Origin of the sequence: Sphingobium sp. AP50, assembly GCF_900109095.1 — a bacterium.
GTDB lineage: Bacteria > Pseudomonadota > Alphaproteobacteria > Sphingomonadales > Sphingomonadaceae > Sphingobium.
Map to the genome: position 1 here is coordinate 125,820 of NZ_FNYZ01000011.1, position 19,179 is coordinate 144,998.

The 19,179-nt window shown below is 62.6% G+C and carries 23 protein-coding genes; 4 read left to right on the top strand and 19 right to left on the bottom strand.

The window, feature by feature from the left end; all coding sequences use genetic code 11:
* Nucleotides 1-6: 6 nt before the first annotated feature.
* From nuoK to thiE, 17 genes are all read right to left on the bottom strand, one after another.
* Nucleotides 7-312, bottom strand: a complete 306-nt coding sequence (gene nuoK, locus BMY84_RS17675; protein ID WP_004211745.1) for an NADH-quinone oxidoreductase subunit NuoK — start codon at nt 310-312, stop codon at nt 7-9.
* Nucleotides 309-920, bottom strand: coding sequence for an NADH-quinone oxidoreductase subunit J (locus BMY84_RS17680; protein ID WP_093011992.1), 612 nt, complete (start codon nt 918-920; stop codon nt 309-311). The genes nuoK and BMY84_RS17680 overlap by 4 nt, the downstream gene beginning before the upstream one ends.
* A gap of 29 nt (nt 921-949) precedes the next feature.
* Nucleotides 950-1,435, bottom strand: coding sequence for an NADH-quinone oxidoreductase subunit NuoI (nuoI, locus tag BMY84_RS17685; protein WP_056689625.1), 486 nt, complete (start codon nt 1,433-1,435; stop codon nt 950-952).
* 1 nt (nt 1,436) lies between these two features.
* Nucleotides 1,437-2,477, bottom strand: coding sequence for an NADH-quinone oxidoreductase subunit NuoH (gene nuoH / locus BMY84_RS17690; protein WP_093085125.1), 1,041 nt, complete (start codon nt 2,475-2,477; stop codon nt 1,437-1,439).
* Nucleotides 2,474-4,480 (bottom strand): NADH-quinone oxidoreductase subunit NuoG, encoded by a 2,007-nt coding sequence (gene nuoG, locus BMY84_RS17695; protein WP_093085126.1) that lies wholly within the window; start codon nt 4,478-4,480, stop codon nt 2,474-2,476. Before nuoG ends, nuoH begins: the two co-directional genes overlap by 4 nt.
* A 2-nt stretch (nt 4,481-4,482) precedes the next feature.
* On the bottom strand, nt 4,483-5,826 hold the full coding sequence (gene nuoF / locus BMY84_RS17700; RefSeq protein WP_093085128.1) for an NADH-quinone oxidoreductase subunit NuoF: 1,344 nt from the start codon (nt 5,824-5,826) through the stop codon (nt 4,483-4,485).
* Nucleotides 5,823-6,491 (bottom strand): complex I 24 kDa subunit family protein, encoded by a 669-nt coding sequence (locus BMY84_RS17705; protein ID WP_093085129.1) that lies wholly within the window; start codon nt 6,489-6,491, stop codon nt 5,823-5,825. Before BMY84_RS17705 ends, nuoF begins: the two co-directional genes overlap by 4 nt.
* On the bottom strand, nt 6,491-7,726 hold the full coding sequence (locus tag BMY84_RS17710) for an NADH-quinone oxidoreductase subunit D (RefSeq protein WP_093085131.1): 1,236 nt from the start codon (nt 7,724-7,726) through the stop codon (nt 6,491-6,493). The genes BMY84_RS17705 and BMY84_RS17710 overlap by 1 nt, the downstream gene beginning before the upstream one ends.
* Nucleotides 7,726-8,460, bottom strand: a complete 735-nt coding sequence (locus BMY84_RS17715) for an NADH-quinone oxidoreductase subunit C (protein ID WP_093085132.1) — start codon at nt 8,458-8,460, stop codon at nt 7,726-7,728. Before BMY84_RS17715 ends, BMY84_RS17710 begins: the two co-directional genes overlap by 1 nt.
* 1 nt (nt 8,461) lies before the next feature.
* Nucleotides 8,462-9,016, bottom strand: a complete 555-nt coding sequence (locus tag BMY84_RS17720) for a NuoB/complex I 20 kDa subunit family protein (RefSeq protein WP_093085133.1) — start codon at nt 9,014-9,016, stop codon at nt 8,462-8,464.
* Complete coding sequence (locus tag BMY84_RS17725; RefSeq protein WP_093012011.1) at nt 9,007-9,381, bottom strand: NADH-quinone oxidoreductase subunit A; 375 nt, start codon at nt 9,379-9,381, stop codon at nt 9,007-9,009. Before BMY84_RS17725 ends, BMY84_RS17720 begins: the two co-directional genes overlap by 10 nt.
* Before the next feature lie 426 nt (nt 9,382-9,807).
* A complete protein-coding gene (locus BMY84_RS17730) occupies nt 9,808-10,623 on the bottom strand; it encodes an inositol monophosphatase family protein (protein WP_093085134.1) in 816 nt (271 codons plus the stop codon).
* Between the two features lie 39 nt (nt 10,624-10,662).
* A complete protein-coding gene (locus BMY84_RS17735; protein ID WP_093085135.1) occupies nt 10,663-11,049 on the bottom strand; it encodes a hypothetical protein in 387 nt (128 codons plus the stop codon).
* On the bottom strand, nt 11,049-11,612 hold the full coding sequence (gene efp / locus BMY84_RS17740; protein WP_093085137.1) for an elongation factor P: 564 nt from the start codon (nt 11,610-11,612) through the stop codon (nt 11,049-11,051). Before efp ends, BMY84_RS17735 begins: the two co-directional genes overlap by 1 nt.
* 205 nt (nt 11,613-11,817) lie before the next feature.
* A complete protein-coding gene (locus BMY84_RS17745; protein WP_093085138.1) occupies nt 11,818-12,399 on the bottom strand; it encodes a M23 family metallopeptidase in 582 nt (193 codons plus the stop codon).
* Nucleotides 12,396-13,508, bottom strand: coding sequence for a L,D-transpeptidase family protein (locus tag BMY84_RS17750; protein ID WP_093085219.1), 1,113 nt, complete (start codon nt 13,506-13,508; stop codon nt 12,396-12,398). Before BMY84_RS17750 ends, BMY84_RS17745 begins: the two co-directional genes overlap by 4 nt.
* Nucleotides 13,509-13,649: 141 nt before the next feature.
* Nucleotides 13,650-14,357: a thiamine phosphate synthase gene (gene thiE, locus BMY84_RS17755; RefSeq protein WP_093085140.1), complete on the bottom strand. Its 708-nt coding sequence runs from the start codon at nt 14,355-14,357 to the stop codon at nt 13,650-13,652.
* Nucleotides 14,358-14,454: 97 nt separating this feature from the next.
* Here thiE and BMY84_RS17760 point away from each other — a divergent pair, with 97 nt between their 5' ends.
* Entirely contained in the window at nt 14,455-15,582 is a 1,128-nt protein-coding gene (locus BMY84_RS17760; protein WP_093085141.1) for a DmpA family aminopeptidase, read from the top strand.
* A gap of 97 nt (nt 15,583-15,679) precedes the next feature.
* Here BMY84_RS17760 and BMY84_RS17765 read toward each other — a convergent pair whose 3' ends face one another.
* Together BMY84_RS17765 and BMY84_RS17770 are read right to left on the bottom strand one after the other, a co-directional pair.
* Nucleotides 15,680-16,177, bottom strand: coding sequence for a hypothetical protein (locus tag BMY84_RS17765; RefSeq protein WP_093085221.1), 498 nt, complete (start codon nt 16,175-16,177; stop codon nt 15,680-15,682).
* A 1-nt stretch (nt 16,178) separates the two neighbouring features.
* On the bottom strand, nt 16,179-17,084 hold the full coding sequence (locus BMY84_RS17770) for a fructose bisphosphate aldolase (RefSeq protein WP_093085222.1): 906 nt from the start codon (nt 17,082-17,084) through the stop codon (nt 16,179-16,181).
* 66 nt (nt 17,085-17,150) lie between these two features.
* On the opposite strand from BMY84_RS17770, the gene BMY84_RS17775 reads away from it, so the two are divergent.
* The 3 genes from BMY84_RS17775 to BMY84_RS17785 are packed head-to-tail and all read left to right on the top strand — an operon-like array spanning nt 17,151 to nt 19,127.
* Nucleotides 17,151-17,357, top strand: a complete 207-nt coding sequence (locus tag BMY84_RS17775) for a hypothetical protein (protein WP_093085143.1) — start codon at nt 17,151-17,153, stop codon at nt 17,355-17,357.
* Nucleotides 17,354-17,857, top strand: a complete 504-nt coding sequence (locus BMY84_RS17780; RefSeq protein WP_093085144.1) for a TlpA family protein disulfide reductase — start codon at nt 17,354-17,356, stop codon at nt 17,855-17,857. The genes BMY84_RS17775 and BMY84_RS17780 overlap by 4 nt, the downstream gene beginning before the upstream one ends.
* A gap of 58 nt (nt 17,858-17,915) precedes the next feature.
* Nucleotides 17,916-19,127 carry an MFS transporter gene (locus BMY84_RS17785; protein WP_093085146.1) on the top strand — a complete coding sequence of 404 codons (1,212 nt, stop codon included), beginning with the start codon at nt 17,916-17,918 and terminating at the stop codon, nt 19,125-19,127.
* Nucleotides 19,128-19,179 lie beyond the last annotated feature (52 nt).

Genomic DNA, 19,179 nt, shown 5'->3' on the forward strand with positions numbered 1-19,179 from the left:
GGAGGCTCAGCCCTTCATCCGGTTGACATCGTCGACGGCGATGGTGCCGCGACCACGGAAGTAAATGACGAGGATGGCGAGGCCGATGGCCGCTTCACCCGCCGCGACGGTCAGCACGAACATCGAGAAGACCTGGCCCACCAAATCGCCCAGGAAGGCGCTGAAGGCGACGAGGTTGATGTTCACGCTGAGGAGGATCAGCTCGATCGCCATCAGGATGATGATGACATTCTTGCGGTTGATGAAGATGCCCAGCACCCCCATCACGAAGAGGATGGCGCTGACCACCATATAATGTTGAAGGCCGATCACAGCTCCACCCCCTGCCCTACGGGCTGATTGATGTTGCGCACGGCGTCCTGCGGACGACGGCGGTTCTGCTTGGCGACATTCTGGCCCTTCACGCCACCCCGTGCCCGATGCGTCAGGACGATCGCACCGATCATCGCAACCAGCAGGACAATGCCTGCCGCTTCGAACAGGAAGATATAGCGGGTGTAGAGAAGGCCACCGATCGCCTGGATATTGCTCAGTTCCGGGTTAACCGGCGCGGCACGCTGCGCCAGTTCGATCGGACCGACGCTCCACAGGCCGATGCCAAGGACGATTTCCGCCAGCAGCACCGCCGCGATCAGCAGGCCGAAGGGCAGATAGCTGACGAAACCGGCGCGCAGTTCGGCGAAGTCGATGTCGAGCATCATGACGACGAACAGGAACAGCACCGCGACCGCACCGACATAGACGATGACAAGCAGCATCGCGATGAATTCGGCGCCGAGCAGGATCATCAGACCGGCAGCGTTGAAGAAGGCCAGGATCAGCCAGAGGACCGAATGGACCGGGTTGCGCGACAATATCGTGAGCGCGCCGCTGCTCACCACCAAAATGGCGAACAGGTAGAAGGCGAGGACGTGGATCACAGGTTCATATTCCCTTTGACGCCGGCGGCTTAACGATAGGGTGCATCAGCGGCAAGGTTCGCGGCGATAGCACGCTCCCACTTGTCACCGTTTTCCAGGAGCTTGGCCTTGTCGTAGATCAGCTCCTCGCGGGTTTCGGTCGCGAACTCGAAGTTCGGGCCTTCCACGACCGCATCCACCGGGCAGGCTTCCTGACAGAAGCCGCAATAGATGCACTTGGTCATGTCGATGTCATAGCGCGTGGTACGGCGGCTGCCATCGTCGCGCGGCTGCGCCTCGATGGTGATCGCCTGCGCCGGACAGATGGCCTCGCACAGTTTGCACGCGATGCAGCGCTCTTCCCCATTGGGATAGCGGCGCAGCGCATGTTCACCACGGAAACGCGGCGAAATCGGGTTCTTCTCATAGGGATAGTTGATCGTCGCCTTGGGCTTGAAGAAATACTTCAAGGTCAACCAATGCGCCTTCACGAACTCCCAGAGGGTGAAGCTTTTGACGTAATAGCCAAGGCTCATGTCACGAATACCTTGTCAGCATGAGGAAGCCCGAAACCAGGAAGACGAACAACAGCGACGTCGGCAGGAAGATTTTCCAGCCCAGCCGCATCAGCTGGTCATAGCGGTAGCGGGGCACCGTCGCCTTCACCCAGGAGAAGACGAAGAAGAAGAAGGCCATCTTGAGCAGCAGCCAGATGATACCCGGCACGCAGTAAAGCGGCGCCCAGTCGAACGGCGGCAGATAACCGCCCCAGAACAGGATCGCGTTCAGGCCGCACATCAGGATGACGTTGGCATATTCGCCAAGCCAGAAGAGCGCGAAGGCCATGGACGAATATTCGGTCTGGTAACCCGCGACGAGTTCCGATTCCGCTTCGGTCAGATCGAACGGCGCACGCGCCGTTTCCGCCAGAGCCGAAATCAGGAACATGATCGCCATCGGAAACAGCAACGGGTTGATGAAGTTGCCGTTGACGAAGCCGTAATAGCCCTTCTGGCTTTCCACGATCGCCGACATGTTGAAGCTGCCAGCCCACAGGACCACGGTAATCAGGATGAAGCCGATCGAGACTTCATAGCTGATCATCTGCGCGCTGGCGCGGATCGCGGAGTAGAAGGGGTATTTGGAGTTGGATGCCCAACCCGACAGGATCACGCCATAAACGCCGAGCGACGAGATGGCGAGAATGTAGAGCAGGCCGACATTGATGTTGGACACCATCACACCAACGCCGAAGGGGATGACGGCCCAGGCCATCAGCGCGACGGTGAAGGTGATGATCGGCGCGATCAGGAACAGGGCCTTGTTCGACGCCGAAGGAACGATGGTTTCCTGAAGGAAGACCTTCAGACCGTCCGCGAAAGACTGGAGCAGACCCAGCGGGCCGACAACGTTGGGACCACGGCGCAGCGCCATGGCGGCCCAGATCTTGCGGTCAACATAGATGATCATGGCAACCGCCAGCATCAGCGGCAGCGCGATGACCAGAATGCCAATGACGGTGGAGAGCAGCCAGGCGCCTTCGAACGGCAGGCCCAGGCCTTGGAAGAAAGCGGTCACTCTGCGGCCTCCGCGAACTCAACGCCATGGATCAGCTCGGCCGAGCATTGCTGCATCGTCGGGCTGGCGCGGCAGATGGCGTTAGTGAGGTAGAAATCCTTGATCGGCGAGCCGAATTCGCCGGTCGCTCCGGTGGGCAGCGAAGGAACGGACCAGCCATAGTCGGCGATGCCTTCGACGCCCAGCGCCGGAACCGCCTTGACCATTTCGGCGCGCAGCGCGTCGAAGCTGTCGAACGGCAGCTTGGCACCCACCGCTTCCGACAGGGCGCGCAGGATCGACCAGTCCTCGCGGGCGTCGCCCGGCGCGAACACGGCCTTTTCACCGAACTGCACCCGGCCTTCCAGATTGACGTAGGTGCCCGCCTTTTCGGCATAGCTTGCGCCCGGCAGGATCACGTCCGCCGCATGCGCGCCCTTGTCGCCATGATGGCCGACATAGACCTTGAAGCTGCTGCCGAAGGCCGAATAGTCGACTTCGTCGGCGCCCAGCGAGAAGAGCAGCTTGGGCGCGGCTTCCGCCACCGCCTTGATACCGCCCTTGGTCGCATAGCCCAGCATCAGGCCGCCCATGCGGGCCGCCGCGAAGTGCAGGACATTGTAACCGTTCCAGCCATCCTTGATCAGGCCCAGCGTCTCGACCAGCGCCAGCGTGTCGCCATGCGCGCCGTCCTTGGCCAGCACGCCGCCACCGACGATCATCGCCGGACGGGCAGCGCCCTTGAAGGCTTCGAGCACGGCTTCCGGCAGCTTGGCCAGCAGCGACGCGTCATTGCCCAGCCATTCTACCTTGTAGGTCAGGTCGAATTCGGGACCGACGGCGAAGACCTTCGCGCCCTTCTTGATCGCCTTGCGGATGCGGGTATTCACCAGCGGCGCTTCCCAGCGCAGGTTGGTGCCGACCAGCAGGATGACGTCCGCGGTTTCAAGATCGGCGAGCGGCGTGTTGAACACCACCGACGACAGGCTCGACACATCATAGGACAGGCCGGTCTGACGGCCTTCCAGCAGCGAACCGCCGAGCTTTTCGACCAGCGCCTTGCCCGCGAACATGGTTTCGCAGTCGAGCAGGTCGCCGGCGATCGCCGCGACGCTGCCGCCATGCTGGACGGCGGCGACAGCGGCAAAGGCTTCCGCCCAGGTCGCCGGAACCAGCTTGCCATCCTTGCGGACGAACGGCTTGTCGAGACGCTTGCGGACCAGACCGTCGACATTGTGACGGGTCTTGTCCGATGCCCATTCCTCGTTCACGTCATCATTGATGCGCGGCACGGCGCGCAGCACCTGACGACCACGGCTGTCGAGACGGATGTTGGTGCCGAGCGCGTCCATCACGTCGATCGCATGGGTCTTCTTGAGTTCCCACGGACGCGCTTCGAAAGCATAGGGCTTGGCGGTCAGCGCGCCGACCGGGCAGAGATCGACCACATTGCCCGACAACTCGCTCTTGGCGGCATGTTCGAGATAGGTGGTGATCTGCATATTCTCGCCGCGATAGATCGCGCCGATTTCCGGCACGCCCGCGACTTCCTCTGCAAAGCGCACGCAACGGGTGCACTGGATGCAGCGGGTCATGACCGTCTTGACGATCGGACCCATATTCTTCTCGGTGACGGCGCGCTTGTTTTCGTCATAGCGCGACGAACCACGGCCATAGGCGACCGACTGGTCCTGCAGGTCGCACTCGCCGCCCTGGTCGCAGATCGGGCAATCCAGCGGGTGGTTGATGAGCAGAAACTCCATCACCCCTTCGCGGGCCTTCTTGACCATTTCGCTGTCGGTGCGGATTTCCTGGCCTTCGGTGGCCGGAAGCGCGCACGACGCCTGCGGCTTGGGCGGCCCAGGCTTCACCTCGACCAGGCACATGCGGCAATTGCCCGCGATGGAAAGGCGCTCATGATAGCAGAAACGGGGGATTTCCTTCCCCGCCTGCTCGCAAGCCTGGAGGACTGTGGCGCCCGCCGGGACTTCGAGTTCTACGCCGTCTACTTTGACCTTCGGCATGGTTACTCCGCTGCCTCCATGACGGGGGCACTACCCTTGTTCTCGTTGATCCGGCGCTCGATTTCCGGACGGAAATGCCGGATCAGCCCCTGGATCGGCCATGCCGCCGCGTCGCCAAGCGCGCAGATGGTGTGGCCTTCGACCTGCTTGGTCACCTGGAACAGCATGTCGATTTCGCTCTGGTCGGCGTCGCCGGTGCGCAGACGCTCCATCACCCGCCACATCCAGCCGGTGCCTTCGCGGCACGGCGTGCACTGGCCGCAGCTCTCATGCTTGTAGAAGTAGGAGAGACGCGAAATGGCGCGGACGATGTCGGTCGACTTGTCCATGACGATGACGGCGGCAGTGCCGAGGCCGGAGCCGAGCGCACGCAGGCCGTCAAAGTCCATCGGCGCGTCCATGATTTCCTTCGCAGGAACCAGCGGCACCGACGACCCGCCCGGAATGACCGCGAGCAGATTGTCCCAGCCGCCACGGATGCCGCCGCAATGGCGGTCGATCAGTTCACGGAACGGGATCGACATCGATTCCTCGACGACGCAGGGCTTGTTCACATGGCCGCTGATCTGGAACAGCTTGGTGCCGCGGTTGTTCTCACGACCAAAGCCGTTGAACCAGGCCGCACCGCGCCGCAGGATCGTCGGGCTGACCGCGATGCTCTCGACGTTGTTCACGGTGGTCGGGCAACCATAAAGACCCGCACCTGCCGGGAAAGGCGGCTTCAGACGAGGCTGGCCCTTCTTGCCCTCAATGCTTTCGATCTGCGCGGTTTCCTCGCCGCAGATGTACGCGCCCGCGCCGCGATGGACGAACACGTCGAAATCATAGCCCGATCCGCAGGCATTCTTGCCGATAAAGCCCTTTTCATAGGCCTGCTCGACGGCGGCGAAGAGCACCTTCGCCTCATAGATGAACTCACCGCGGATATAGATGTAGGCGGCACGCGCCCGCATCGCGAAACCGGCGATCAGCGCGCCTTCGATCAGCTTATGCGGATCGTGGCGGATGATTTCGCGGTCCTTACACGAACCCGGTTCGGATTCGTCGGCGTTGATGACCAGGAAGCTGGGACGACCGTCCTTGCTTTCCTTGGGCATGAAGGACCATTTCAGGCCAGTCGGGAAGCCAGCGCCGCCACGGCCGCGCAGGTTCGACGCCTTCATGATGTCGATGATACCATCCTGGCCGATTTCCATCAGCTTCTTGGTATTATCCCAATCGCCGCGCTTCATGGCCGCGTCGACGCCCCAATCCTGGAAGCCGTGGATGTTGGTGAAGATGCGGTCCTTGTCGGTCAGCGGACCAACGAAGGGCGGCGGTGCCGCCGGTGCGGGTGCGTCGGTCATGCCCAATCCCCCCGATAGTCGTGATTTTCGGTGACCATTGCCTTGAGAGTGGTCGGGCCACCTTCCGGCGCGCTGGTCTGACGATCGATCTGCGGGCCGATCTTGGGCTGACCGCCAGCAGCCAGCGTTTCCAGGATCGCGCTCATGCTGTCATAGGTCAGATCTTCGAAATTATCGTCGTTGATCTGGACCATCGGCGCATTGGCGCAGGCGCCAAGGCATTCGACTTCGGTCAGGGTGAACAGGCCGTCGGGGGTCGTACCGCCCTTGACCAGCCCCTTGTTCTTGCATGCCGAAAAGACATCGTCCGAACCGCGGAGCATGCACGGCGTCGTGCCGCACACCTGCACATGATAACGGCCGACCGGCGCAAGGTTATACATGGTGTAGAAGGTCGCGACTTCGTAGACGCGCATGTACGGCATATCGAGCTGACGCCCGATATATTCCATCACCGGCACGGGCAGCCAACCGTTGGTCTGCGTTTCCGCACCGACCTGACGCTGGGCCAGATCGAGCAGCGGCATCACCGCCGACTGCTGGCGACCGGCGGGATAGCGCGCGATGACCTTCTTGGCCTGTTCGGCATTTTCGGCGGTCCACTCGAACGCGCCCCAGCGCGCACGGGTTTCAGCCTCGTCCGGGATATGAACTGCGTCAGCCATTAGCGGTCACATTCTCCAAACACGATGTCCATGGCGCCCAGGACAGCGGTTGTATCGGCCAGCATGTGGCCCTTCATCAGGAAGTCCATCGCCTGCAGATGGCTGAAGGCGGTCGGGCGGACCTTGCAGCGATAGGGCTTGTTGCTGCCGTCGCTGACCAGATAGACACCGAATTCGCCCTTGGGGCTTTCGGTCGCCACATAGACTTCGCCTGCGGGGACGTGGAAGCCCTCGGTGTAGAGCTTGAAATGGTGGATCAGCGCTTCCATCGAACGCTTCATTTCACCACGCTTGGGCGGCGAAACCTTGCGGTCGAAGCTGGCGATCGGCCCTTCGGGCATTTCGTTCAGGCACTGCTTCATGATGCGCGCGGACTGGCGCACTTCCTCGACGCGGACCATGAAACGGTCATAGCAGTCATAGGCGGTGCCGACCGGAATATCGAAGTCCATGCGGTCATAAACGTCGTAAGGTTGCGCTTTGCGCACGTCCCAGGCGATACCCGAGCCGCGCAGCATAGGGCCGGAGAAGCCCCATTTCAGCGCGTCTTCCTTGCTGACGATGGCGATGTCGACGTTACGCTGCTTGAAGATGCGGTTGTCGACTACCAGGCTCATCGCGTCTTCGAACAGGCGCGGCAAACGGGTGTCGAGCCATTCGGCAATGTCCGTCAGCAGCTTGAGCGGCACGTCCTGATGCACGCCGCCGGGCCGGAAATAGGCCGAATGCATGCGGGCGCCGGACGCGCGTTCGAAGAAGTTGAGGCAATCCTCACGGATTTCGAACAGCCACAGGTTCGGCGTCATCGCGCCGACGTCCATGACGTGCGAGCCGAGATTGAGCATGTGATTGCAGATGCGGGTCAGTTCCGCGAAGAACACGCGCAGATATTGCGCGCGCAGCGGCACTTCCAGGTTCAGCAGCTTTTCGACCGCCAGAACATAGCTATGCTCCATGCCGAGCGGCGAACAATAGTCCAGCCGATCGAAATAGGGCAGCGCCTGCATATAGGTCTTGTACTCGATCAGCTTTTCGGTGCCGCGATGCAGCAGGCCAACATGCGGATCGCAGCGCTCGACGATTTCGCCGTCCAGTTCCATGACCAGACGCAGCACGCCGTGGGCCGCGGGATGCTGCGGACCGAAGTTGATCGTGTAATTCTGGATTTCCGTGTCGCCATAGGCCGGGTCAGCGGCGTCGGTGACATGATCCATCTTTTCGAGATAGTCGGACATCAGGCCTTGTCCTCAGACTTTTTGTTCGCCGCGCTGTCGGTTGGCTCCCCTGCCCCGCTCACGCCCTTCTTCTCCGTCACCTTGGGGGTGGGAGCGGCGGCAGGTGCAGCGGGGGCGGCAGACGCGGCAGCCTTTTCATCGCCCGGAAGCACATATTGCGCCCCTTCCCACGGCGACATGAAGTCGAAGCTGCGGAAGTCCTGCGCCAGCTTCACCGGCTCATAGACGACCCGCTTATCCTCTTCGGAATAGCGCAGCTCGACATAGCCGGTCAGCGGGAAGTCCTTACGCTGCGGATGCCCTTTGAAACCATAGTCCGTCAGGATGCGACGCAGGTCGGTATTGCCGTCGAACACGACGCCATACATGTCGAACACTTCGCGCTCCAGCCAGCCGGCGACCGGCCAGAGGTGCGTCACGGTAGGAACCGGCGTATCCTCATCGGTCGATACCTTCACGCGGATACGATGGTTCCGCGTGACGCTGAGCAGATGGTAGGCGACTTCGAACCGTTCCGGACGCTCCGGATAGTCGATGCCGGCCACTTCCATCAGCTGCTGATAATGCGCCATGTCGCGCAGCGCGATCATGGCATTGGCCAGATCATCGCGTGCAACAATGAAGGTCAGCTCATCAGCATGATCGATGGTTTCGATCAGCATCGAACCCAGCAGCGCGCCGATTTCCTCGGCAATGCCCTCAGGGTTCACGATCTTGGGTGCAGAATGGCCCATATTAACGCTCAATCGTCCCGATCCGGCGGATCTTCCGCTGCAACTGCATGATGCCGTAGAGCAAGGCTTCGGCGGTCGGCGGGCAACCCGGCACATAGATGTCGACCGGCACGATGCGGTCACAGCCACGAACGACCGAATAGCTATAATGGTAGTAACCACCACCATTGGCGCAGCTGCCCATCGAAATCACATATTTCGGGTTGGACATCTGGTCGTAGACCTTGCGCAGCGCAGGGGCCATCTTGTTGCAGAGCGTGCCCGCGACGATCATCACGTCCGACTGGCGCGGGGAAGCGCGCGGTGCGGCACCGAAACGCTCCATGTCATAGCGCGGCATGTTGACGTGGATCATCTCCACAGCGCAGCAGGCCAGGCCGAAGGTCATCCACCACAGCGAGCCGGTACGGGCCCACTGGAACAGCTCCTCGGTCGAGGTGATCAGGAAGCCCTTGTCATTCACTTCGCTGTTCAGCGAGTCAAAAAAGGCCTGGTCGGGCTGGGTTCCAACGGGCGGCAAGGTGCCGGGCGCCGGATTATAGAGTTCTACTCCCAATCGAGTGCTCCCTTCTTCCACGCATAGACGAGGCCGAGCACCAGCTCCGCTATGAAGATCATCATCGTCGCCCAGCCGGCCCAGCCGATCTGGTCGAGGCTTACAGCCCAGGGGAACAGGAACGCCGCTTCAAGATCGAAGATGATGAAGAGAATGGCGACCAGATAAAAGCGCACATCGAACTGGCTACGCGGCTCTTCAAATGCGGGGAAGCCGCATTCATATTCAGAGAGCTTGGCAGGGTCGGGCTTGTGCGCGCCGGTAAGGCGGCCAACCAGCATCGGCAGAAACACGAATGCCGTGGAGAGCAGCAAGGCAATCCCGAGAAAAATCAGGATCGGCAGATATTGGGCGAGATCGACCAATGTTATCCCCTGGGACAAATTGTCATTGTTGGGGGCGCTTTAGGCCCGCTGCACATGCGAAGCAAGGGGCCAGGGGCGTGAGAATGATTCGCAAGAAATCCGCCACTTAGCGGAGCTTTGAGGATGGCCGCGCGCGCCGCGCGATCAGCCTTCTCAACACGCCGCCACTTGGGATGGAAAGCGCCTGAAAACCGGCATTTGACCGCTATCAAATGCTTCTGCACATCCTGGAAAAAAGCCGTTCTCGACTGCGCGCTTTCGATCCACCGGTGGCACGCCCGACGCACAACAGATGCACACTTTGCGGCGATGCAACGCCGCAGAAACTCTTCATCATCGCCGGACACGAAAAAGGGCCGCTGCCAGGGTGACGTCCTGCGACAGCCCCGGCAGCGACCCTTTGAAACGACTCGCCAGATATTGGGATCAGCGCAGCGCGCCGGCCACCAGCTTGTGCAGCTTGCTGTGGATCGCGTCGTTGCCGGCAATCACTTCCTTGCGCTCGATGGGCTGGTCGCCGCCGCGGAAGTCGCTGGCAAAGCCGCCCGCCTCACGCACCAGCAGCAGGCCGGCGGCGACGTCCCAGGGCTGAAGCCCGCTTTCCCAATAGCCGTCATAGCGGCCGGAGGCGACATGGGCGAGGTCGAGCGAGGCCGCGCCGAAGCGACGGATGCCCGCGACCGATGGGGCCACCGCGCCAAAGATGCGGGTCCATTCCGCCATATTGCCATGGCCCATGAACGGGATGCCGGTGGCGATGACGCAATCGGCCAGATCGCGACGGGCCGACACGCGCAGGCGCTGGTCATGCCGCCAGGCGCCCCGGCTCTTTTCCGCCCAGTAGCTTTCGTCGGTGACCGGCTGATAGATGAGGCCGGTGGTCACTTCGCGCTTGTTACCGCCGAAGAGAGGCTCCTCGACCGCGATCGAGATGGCGAAGTGCGGGATGCCGTGAAGGAAGTTGGTGGTGCCATCGAGCGGATCGATGATCCAACGCGGCTTGGTGGGATCACCTTCGATCACGCCGCCCTCTTCCAGCAGGAAGCCCCAGTCGGGACGTGCCTTCTGAAGCTCTTCCACCAGGGTCTTTTCAGCCTGCTGATCGGCCTTCGACACGAAGTCGGCCGGCCCCTTGCGGCTGACCTGAAGATGTTCGACTTCGCCGAAGTCGCGGCGCAGCTTGGAGCCGGCCTTGCGCGCGGCGCGTTCCATGACGGTGAGGAGGCCGGAATGCGATACCATGGTCTTGTCTCCGCCGCCCGGACAGGGGCGGCCTGTTGATTATCTCTTGGGGGCGGGCTTGGCGGCAGGCTTGGCCACAGGCGGGCGATAGCCGCAGGTTCCCGCGACCACTGCCAGCATCTGCGACGCATCCTTGCGATCGACCTTGCCAGCGTTGGCGGCGATCACCTTGTCCGCCTCCGCACTGATCTGCCCAATCGAATTGGAATAGAGGCAATCGAACAGCGCGTTCTTGACCGGCTGTTCAACCTCATTCGACTGGAGCGCCGTCATCACGATGCGCAGCGTGTAGGCTGCGCTGTCGAGTTGCGCCTTGGTGGGCGTGGCGCGCGATGGCGCCTGCGCCCATGCCGGTGCAGGGAGCGCAACCGGCAGGGCGCCGATCGTGAAGATGGCGGCCAGTGCCGTGCTGCGCCCGAACCGCATCAGTCGGCCCGCTTCACATATTCGCGGGCATAGACATCGACGACGATGCGCGTACCGCTGACGATGTGCGGCGGCACCATGACGCGCACGCCATTGTCGAGGATCGCCGGCTTGTAGCTGGCCGAAGCGGTCTGGCCCTTCACCACGGCGTCGGCCTCCACGACCGTCGCTTCGATGGTTTCGGGCAACTGGACCGAAATCGGGCGCTCTTCATACATTTCCAGAACGACCATCATGCCGTCCTGAAGGAAGGCGGCCGCATCACCGAGCAGTTCGGTCGGCAGGTTGATCTGTTCGTAGGTTTCCTGATCCATGAAGACAAGCATGTCGCCTTCGGCATAAAGATACTGGAAGTCCTTGGTGTCGAGGCGGATACGCTCGACGCTTTCGGCGGAGCGGAAACGGACGTTATTCTTGCGGCCATCGATCAGGTTCTTGAGTTCCACCTGCATATAGGCGCCACCCTTGCCGGGCTGCGTATGCTGAATCTTGACAGCGCGCCACAGGCCGCCCTCATATTCGATATTGTTGCCGGGACGAATGTCCACGCCGCTGATCTTCATGGGAAGAGCCTGCCTATATGTCTGAATGTGGAAAAGAGCCGGCCTCTCTTGAGGCTGGGCGCGCCTTTACAGCCGGACGGGGCTGAGAGCAAGGGGCAGCTTAACTTCGCACTTTTCCCGCAAGTCTTGAAAGCAAATTTCCTATGTTGGAAATTTTCCACCGTCCTGCCGGAAGTATAGCCCGTAGTCGCCGCCATAGGACAGGTCAGCGCCGGACCAGCAGCGGATAGGGATTGACTGGTCGCCCGCCATGCCATGACTCGCCCGGTTGCATGACGTTCACAGCGAAGTGAAGGTGCGGCGCGGCGGGATCGGCATTGCCGGTGCTGCCGACCGTCGCGATGCGCTGGCCGCGCCTGACGCCCTGCCCTTCGCGCAGGCCCGGCGCATAACCGTCCAGATGGGCATAATAATAGATCAGGCGGCCATCCGCCGATCGTTCATAGAGGGTGCGGCCGCCCGCCTCGCTCCAGAAGAGCTTTTCGATGCGGCCGTCGGCGGCGGCCAGTACCACCCTGCCCCGCGCCGCCATGATGTCGATCGCATCATGCGGTCGCGCACCGCCTGCCCGCGCCTGCGAGAAAGTATCTGTCAGGGCGGAAGCGGGAACGCCCTCGACCGGGATGAGCAATAGTCCCTGATCGACCGGTCGGGACATTTCGGGCGCGGGAACAGGCAAGGCTTCGTCCGCCGGGACGATGCGCACGCAATAATGGGCAAAGGCGACACAGAACAGCAGCGCCGTAACGCCGCCGCCCCATAAGGCGCTCCGCCGCCGCGCGGTCATGCCTGAAACTTCGCCTTCACCCCGCTCTTCACCATCTGCGCGAGCCGGGCGGCATCCCAGTTGGTCAGGCGAATGCAGCCATGGCTTTCGGCGCGGCCGATCAGTTGCGGTTCGGGCGTGCCATGAATGCCATAATGATCCTTCGACAGGTCGATCCACACCACGCCGACCGGGCCATTGGGTCCGGGCTTCAGCACCGCCTTCTGATCCTTGGCAGCAGCGTCCCAGAAGAGGTTGGGATTATAGTGAAATTCGGGATTGCGACTGACGCCCTTGATCGTCCATTCGCCCAGCGGCAACGGATCATGCTGCGACCCGGTGGTGACGGGGAATTGCGCGACAAGGCGGCTTTGCCCGTCATAGACCCGGAGCAGCCCGTCCGACTTGTCGACCACCAGATGATCGGCCTGGGGCTGATCCTTGGCCACGCCAAGGCTGGCGAGCGTTTCGCCCCAACCGCGCTGGTCGCCTTCGATTTTTGCGATGGGTTGACTGTCGATGGCGGGCACGCGGATCGTCGCGCCGGCGCCGACCTTGGTATTCGGCGGATTAAGGGCGATCAGCGCTTCGGGCGTGGTGTGGAAACGTTCGGCCAGCTTTTCCAGCAGGTTGCGATAGGTGAGCGCGGGCAGGCTCGACTGCTCATTCAGCCCCCTGGGAATGGTGAAGAAGGGACCGCGAGCGAAATCGGCGGGAATTTTCACCAGCCAGGTGGTGGGCCGCGCTTCCCCCTCCAGCAGGGCGGCGGTGGTCTTCTGGTCGAACTCCCCCGTCACCGGCAGGTTGCGCGCTTCCTGAAAGCCGCGCAGGGCGGCCTTGTAGCTCATGCCATCCTTCCCATCGAGCACGCCGGGGGAAAAGCCGGCGCGATCCAGCGCCACCTGCGCCATCAGGATGCGGTTGGGCTGCTTGGCATTCTGCTCCGGCACGATCGCGAAATCATAAGCTGCATTTTTCGCAGCCGCCTGCGCAGCTACATTGTCGACAGGCGGCGTGGTATCGGGCGCCTGCTGGCTGTCATTGGCATTCGTCACGCTGACATTGCAGGCACTGCACAGCAGGGCGGCAAGCAACAGATGATTTTTCAAGGCGCTACTCTCCATTCTCATGAAGAGATAACGCACAAGCAAGCCGAAGGGTGCGAAGAGACTATGCCCCTCCCGTTTACGAGAGGAGCAGCGGGGTGGGCTGGCACCAGGATACCCACCCCCTAGCCCCCTCCCGCAAGCGGTAGGGGGAACATGTAGCGCCTAGCGCGGAGGCGGCGCCTTGCTGGCGAGTACCGCTTCAAAGGCCGCAACGCCGGCCTTCGGGCCTTCGGGGTGGTTCCATACCGCGCCGCTGACCGCCAGGAAATCCGCGCCTGCCGCCACCAGCGGGCCGGCATTGTCCTGCGTGATGCCGCCGATCGCGACGCAGGGCAATTCAAACAAGGTGGTCCACCAGCCCAGAATCGACGGTTCGGCCAGATGGCTCACTTCCTTGGTGGTGGTGGGGTAGAAGGCGCCGAACGCGACATAATCGGCCCCGGCCTCGCCCGCTTCCATCGCCATATGGCGGCTGTCATGGCAGGTGATGCCGATCTGCACCTTTGGTCCCAACAATTTGCGCGCAGCCTTCGGGTCGCCATCGCCCTGCCCCAGATGCACGCCATCGGCACCCAGACGGTGCGCCAGAGCGGCGCTATCGTTGATGATGAAGGCGACCTCCCGTTCGGCGCAGAGTTTTTGCAGCGGTTCGGCGGCCTGCGCGATAGCCTCCTCGTCCAGCCCCTTCAACCGCAACTGGAAGGCCGCAACCTTGCCGCCGTCGAACGCCGCGGCGAGTTGCTCGACGAACGTCTCGTCGATCGTCGGCGGGGAGATCAGATATAGCTGGCAGGCCGGGCGAAAGCCCTGTTCGAACTGGTCGGCAAAATGCGGATCGAGCGCCAGCTCTTCATCGGTAAAGTCGGTCATGCGCGCCTTATAGCCATTCGGGCGCGCGCGCCAAGAGCATGGCGGCAGGCCTGCGCCCCTGATAGGGGAAGCCGTTCATAAAATTGGGGAAAGCATCATGCGCCACGCCATCGCCATCCTGTTGCTGCTGTCCGGCGCGCCCGTGCTGGCGAAGGAGGCCGCCCGCCCCCGCGCGCGGGAAGCCGGCGTCAGCGTGGGCATCCTGTCCCCCGGCCCGCTCAACGCCATCACCGATGTCGACGGGGTGAAGGTGGGTCAGGTGACGCTGCCGCGCAGCCATGACGTCAATACCGGCGTCACAGCCATCCTGCCCCATGGCGGCAACCTGTTTCAGGACAAGGTGCCCGCCGGCTTCGTCGCCTATAATGCCTTTGGCAAGTTCATGGGATCGACCCAGGTGGCCGAACTGGGTGAGATCGAGACGCCGATCCTGCTGACCAATACGCTCAATGTCGCGGAGGCCGGTGCCGCCTCGGTCGAATGGACGCTGGCGCAGCCGGGCAATGAGGAGGTGCGATCGGTCAATGCGGTGGTGGGCGAAACCAATGACGGGATGCTGAACGATATTCGCGGGCGCCATGTCACCATCGCCGACGCCCGCCGCGCGATCGAAAGCGCGAAGGCTGGCCCGGTCGAGGAAGGCGTGGTCGGCGCGGGCACGGGCACCGTTGCCTTTGGGTTCAAGGCCGGGATCGGCACTTCGTCGCGCAAGCTGCCGGTGTCGTTGGGCGGCTGGACCGTGGGCGTGCTGGTGCAGGCCAATTATGGCGGCGTACTCACCATTGGGGGCGTACCGGTCGGCGTGAAGCTCGGCCAATATGATTATCGCAAACAGGTGGAAGAAAAGAAGGCTGACGGATCGGTCGTGATCGTGATCGCCACCGATGCGCCGCTGTCCGACCGCAATCTGCGCCGCGTGGCCGAGCGCGCCTTTGGCGGGATCGCGCGGACCGGCTCCAGCTTCTCCAACGGATCGGGCGACTATGCCATCGCCTTTTCCACCAGCCCGGCGGTGCGGCGCACGGCGGCGAAGCGGGACAGCGTGGCGCCGGTCGACGATCTGCCCAATGACCGCATGTCACCGCTGTTTCAGGCGACCATCGAGGCGACCGAGGAAGCCGTCCTCAACGCCCTGTTCAAGGCGCAGACGGTAGAAGGCAATCGCGGCACGGCGCAGGCGCTGCCACTGGACAAGGTGTTGCCGATGCTGAAGGCTGGACGTTAGATTGACGTCTGGACGTCAATCATCATTGCGAGCGCAGCGAAGCAATCCATGTGGGTGTCAGTGGATTGCTTCGCTGCGCTCGCAATGACGAATTAAATCAAAGGTTTTCAATCATCCGCGTGAAACCCGCCGGGTCATCCAGCCGGTGGGCCAGATAATGGATCGTGCGGCGGCCCATGCTGACCGGCGGGTCCAGCGCGACGACGATGTTGGGATGGGCGATCAGCGCGCCGTTGAAGACCCCCGCCGCCTCCAGATCGGCCAGCGTCCAGTCGCTGCGCAGACCCGCCACCTGCGAAAGGGGCACGGTGAGGCTGCGCAGATGGCCGATGCGCCAGATCAGTTCGGTGGGACCGATCCATATCGGGCAGCGTTTGAAGGAGCGGATGAAGCGCAGGAACCAGACAAGGGTGGCGAGGCTGACCAGCGACAGGATCAGCGCTGCGCGGCGGCTCCAGAGCGCCAGCAGCAGATGGACGACCCCGATCTCTATGATCATCAGGCCGACCAACACCCAGAGCATCGGGGCAACCGCCCGATGATAGGAAAAGGCGGCGCCGGAACCAGCCTCAGCCGGTCCGGCGCCGCCGGTCATATCAGGCCGCGACCGGCTGTTTGGCGACCGATGCGCCATGGATTTCATCGATCGCTTCACCCAGCGATGCGTTGAATTCGTCCTCGGTCATCTGGTGGCGCAGATCGTTCAGCAGCGCGCGGCTGAAGCTGGCGATGATGCCGCGATTCTTGGCCAGTTCGGCGCAGGCTTCCGTGCGGCTGAACCCACCCGACAGCGCGACGACGCGCAGCACCTTGGGATGATCGACCAGCGGGTCGAACAGGCCGGGCTTGGCGGGCAGCGACAGCTTGAGCATCACCTGCTCGCCTTCGGGCAGGGCATCCAGATTCTTCAGGATTTCTGCCAGCAGGATTTCGTCCGCTTCGGCGCGCTCAGGCGACTTGATGTTCACTTCCGGCTCGATGATCGGCATCAGGCCGCCGGCCAGCACTTGGCGGCCGACTTCGAACTGCTGCGCGACGACGGCGGCGATGCCTTCGGCGTTGGCGAGGTTCACCACCGAACGCTCCTTGGTGCCGAACACGCCCAGCCCCTTGGCGCGGGCGAGCAGCGCGTCGAGGCCCGGATTGGGCTTCATCAGCTGGACGCCATTGGCTTCGTCTTCCAGACCCTTGTCGATCTTGATGAAGGGCACGACGCCACGTTCGATCAGTGCGGCCGGGGTCGGCTTGCCGTCGACCGTGCCGTCCATGGTGCGCTCGAACAGGATCGCGCCCAGCACCTTGTCACCGGTGAAGGGCGGCGCGGTGATGACGCGGCTGCGCATCGCGTGGATCAGGCCGAACATTTCCTCTTCGCTGCCCCAGGCGCCTTCTTCGATGCCATAGCCCTTGAGCGCCTTGGGCGTCGAGCCACCGCTCTGGTCGAGCGCGGCGATGAAGCCGTTACCGTCCGCGATCTTCTGCTTCATGTCCTGATCCAGCATCTGCACATACCTTCTCTTGTGCGCGCGCCCTTGCACCGGCGCGCGAAAAAATGGGAGTTTCGACAGATGCTCCATCATCTGCCGGCCGGGAGCGACATCCTGTTTATGATCGCCGGTCTTCCGGCTGTTAGCCAGTCCCATGCCGCACCGCAAGAAACATCGGCGCAATTTGGGGGCGCGATTTTGGGCGGGAACAGCCTGTTATCGCTGGCATGTCCGATCGGTGATGCTATCCAAAGCGTGGGGTTTATACGGGGGATGATGACAGCATGAAGATCGGACGGTTTCTGGCCATAGCGGCGGCGCTGTCGCTGACCAGCATTTCGCCGGTACAGGCGGCAGAAAAGCCCGTTGTGGGTACCGTGGCGCCCGCCTTCGAACTCACGCTGATCGACGGGAGCAAGGTCGCGCTGGCGGACCTGAAAGGCCAGGTGGTAGTGCTCAATTTCTGGGCGACATGGTGCGTCCCCTGCCGCAAGGAATTGCCGACGCTGGACGCCTATTATGATGCACAGCAAAAATATGGGCTGAAGGTCTTTGCCATCACCACCGAGGGATCGGTGCCGATCCCCCAGTTGAAGAAGCTGTTCGCCGCCATGAAGATGCCGTCGGCCCGGCGGATCAAGGGGCCTTATGGTCCGCTGACCGGCGTGCCGACCAATTTCGTCATCGATCGCGCCGGGGTGCTGCGATACGCCCAGTCGGGCGCGTTCGATCTGGATGCGCTCAATAGTCTGCTGGTGCCGCTGCTCAAGGAAAAGGCCCCTTCATAGCCGACCAAACCAAGGGTTAGGGTTGAAAGGTTGCGCTTCAAGACCCATTAGGCGTGCCATGTCCAGTAGCATTGCCTCCCCCGCGCCCGCCCCCGGCGTAGACCTGTCCGCCGCCAAAATCCTGCTGATGGCGGTGGCGTGCGGCGTGATCGTCGCCAATCTCTATTATGCGCAGACGCTGATCGACGTGATCGGCCCGGAAATCGGCATGTCGGCCAGCGTGGCGGGGCTGATCACCACCCTGACGCAACTGGGCTATGGATTGGGCCTGTTCCTGATCGTGCCGATCGCCGACCTGTTCGAAAATCGCCGGATCATTCTGGGGTCGATCATCCTCACCATCGCGGGCTGCATCGGCATCGCCTTGTCCAGCGGGCCGACCAGCTTCCTGATCGCATCGATCGTCACCGGCATCGGCGCGATCGGTGCGCAGGTGATCGTCCCCCTCGCCTCCCACCTCGCCACGCCCGAAAAGCAGGGTCGCGTCGTCGGCACGGTGATGAGCGGCCTGTTGTTCGGCATCATGCTCGCGCGGCCGATCGCCAGTTTTCTGGCGGGATCGGTCGGCTGGCGCGCGACCTTCATCCTGTCGGCCGTAGCCATGGGGATCGTCGCCATCGCGCTGCTGGCCGCCTGCCCACGGCGCACGCCCAAGGGCGGGATGCATTATGGCGAGGTGCTGGCATCGACCTTCGCGCAACTGGTGCAGCACCGGGTGGTGCGGATGCGTGCTTTCTATCAGGCGATGATGTTCGCCGCCTTCAACCTGTTCTGGACCGCCGCGCCGCTGGCGCTGATCCACGATTTTCATCTGAGCCACACCGGTATCGGCGCCTTCGCGCTGGCGGGGGCTGGCGGCGCGCTGATCGCGCCGGTCGCGGGCTGGATGGCGGACCGCAAGCTGACGCGGCCAGCTTCGCTGATTGGTCTTGCGGGCTTGACGGTCGGCTTCCTGCTGGCGGACTGGACCGTGGCGGCGGGCAGCCTGATCGGCTTCACCATCATGGCGGTACTGATCGACGCGGCCGTGCAGATGAGCCAGATCACCGGGCAGAAGCTGATCTTCTCGCTCGATCCCCATGCGCGCGGACGGATCAATGCCGCTTATGTGACGGTGATGTTCGTGATCGGTGCGCTGGGATCGGTGATCGGGTCCGCCACGTTCGAAGCGGGCGGCTGGTCGGCCAGCGCCATGGCCGGCGCGGCGATCGGCGGCATTGCTACGCTGGGCTTTCTGTTGTTCGACCGGAGTGCCAGCATTGCCCGGTAAGATATTGAAATAACCTCCGTTCGTGTCGAGCGAAGTCGAGACACGCTTCACG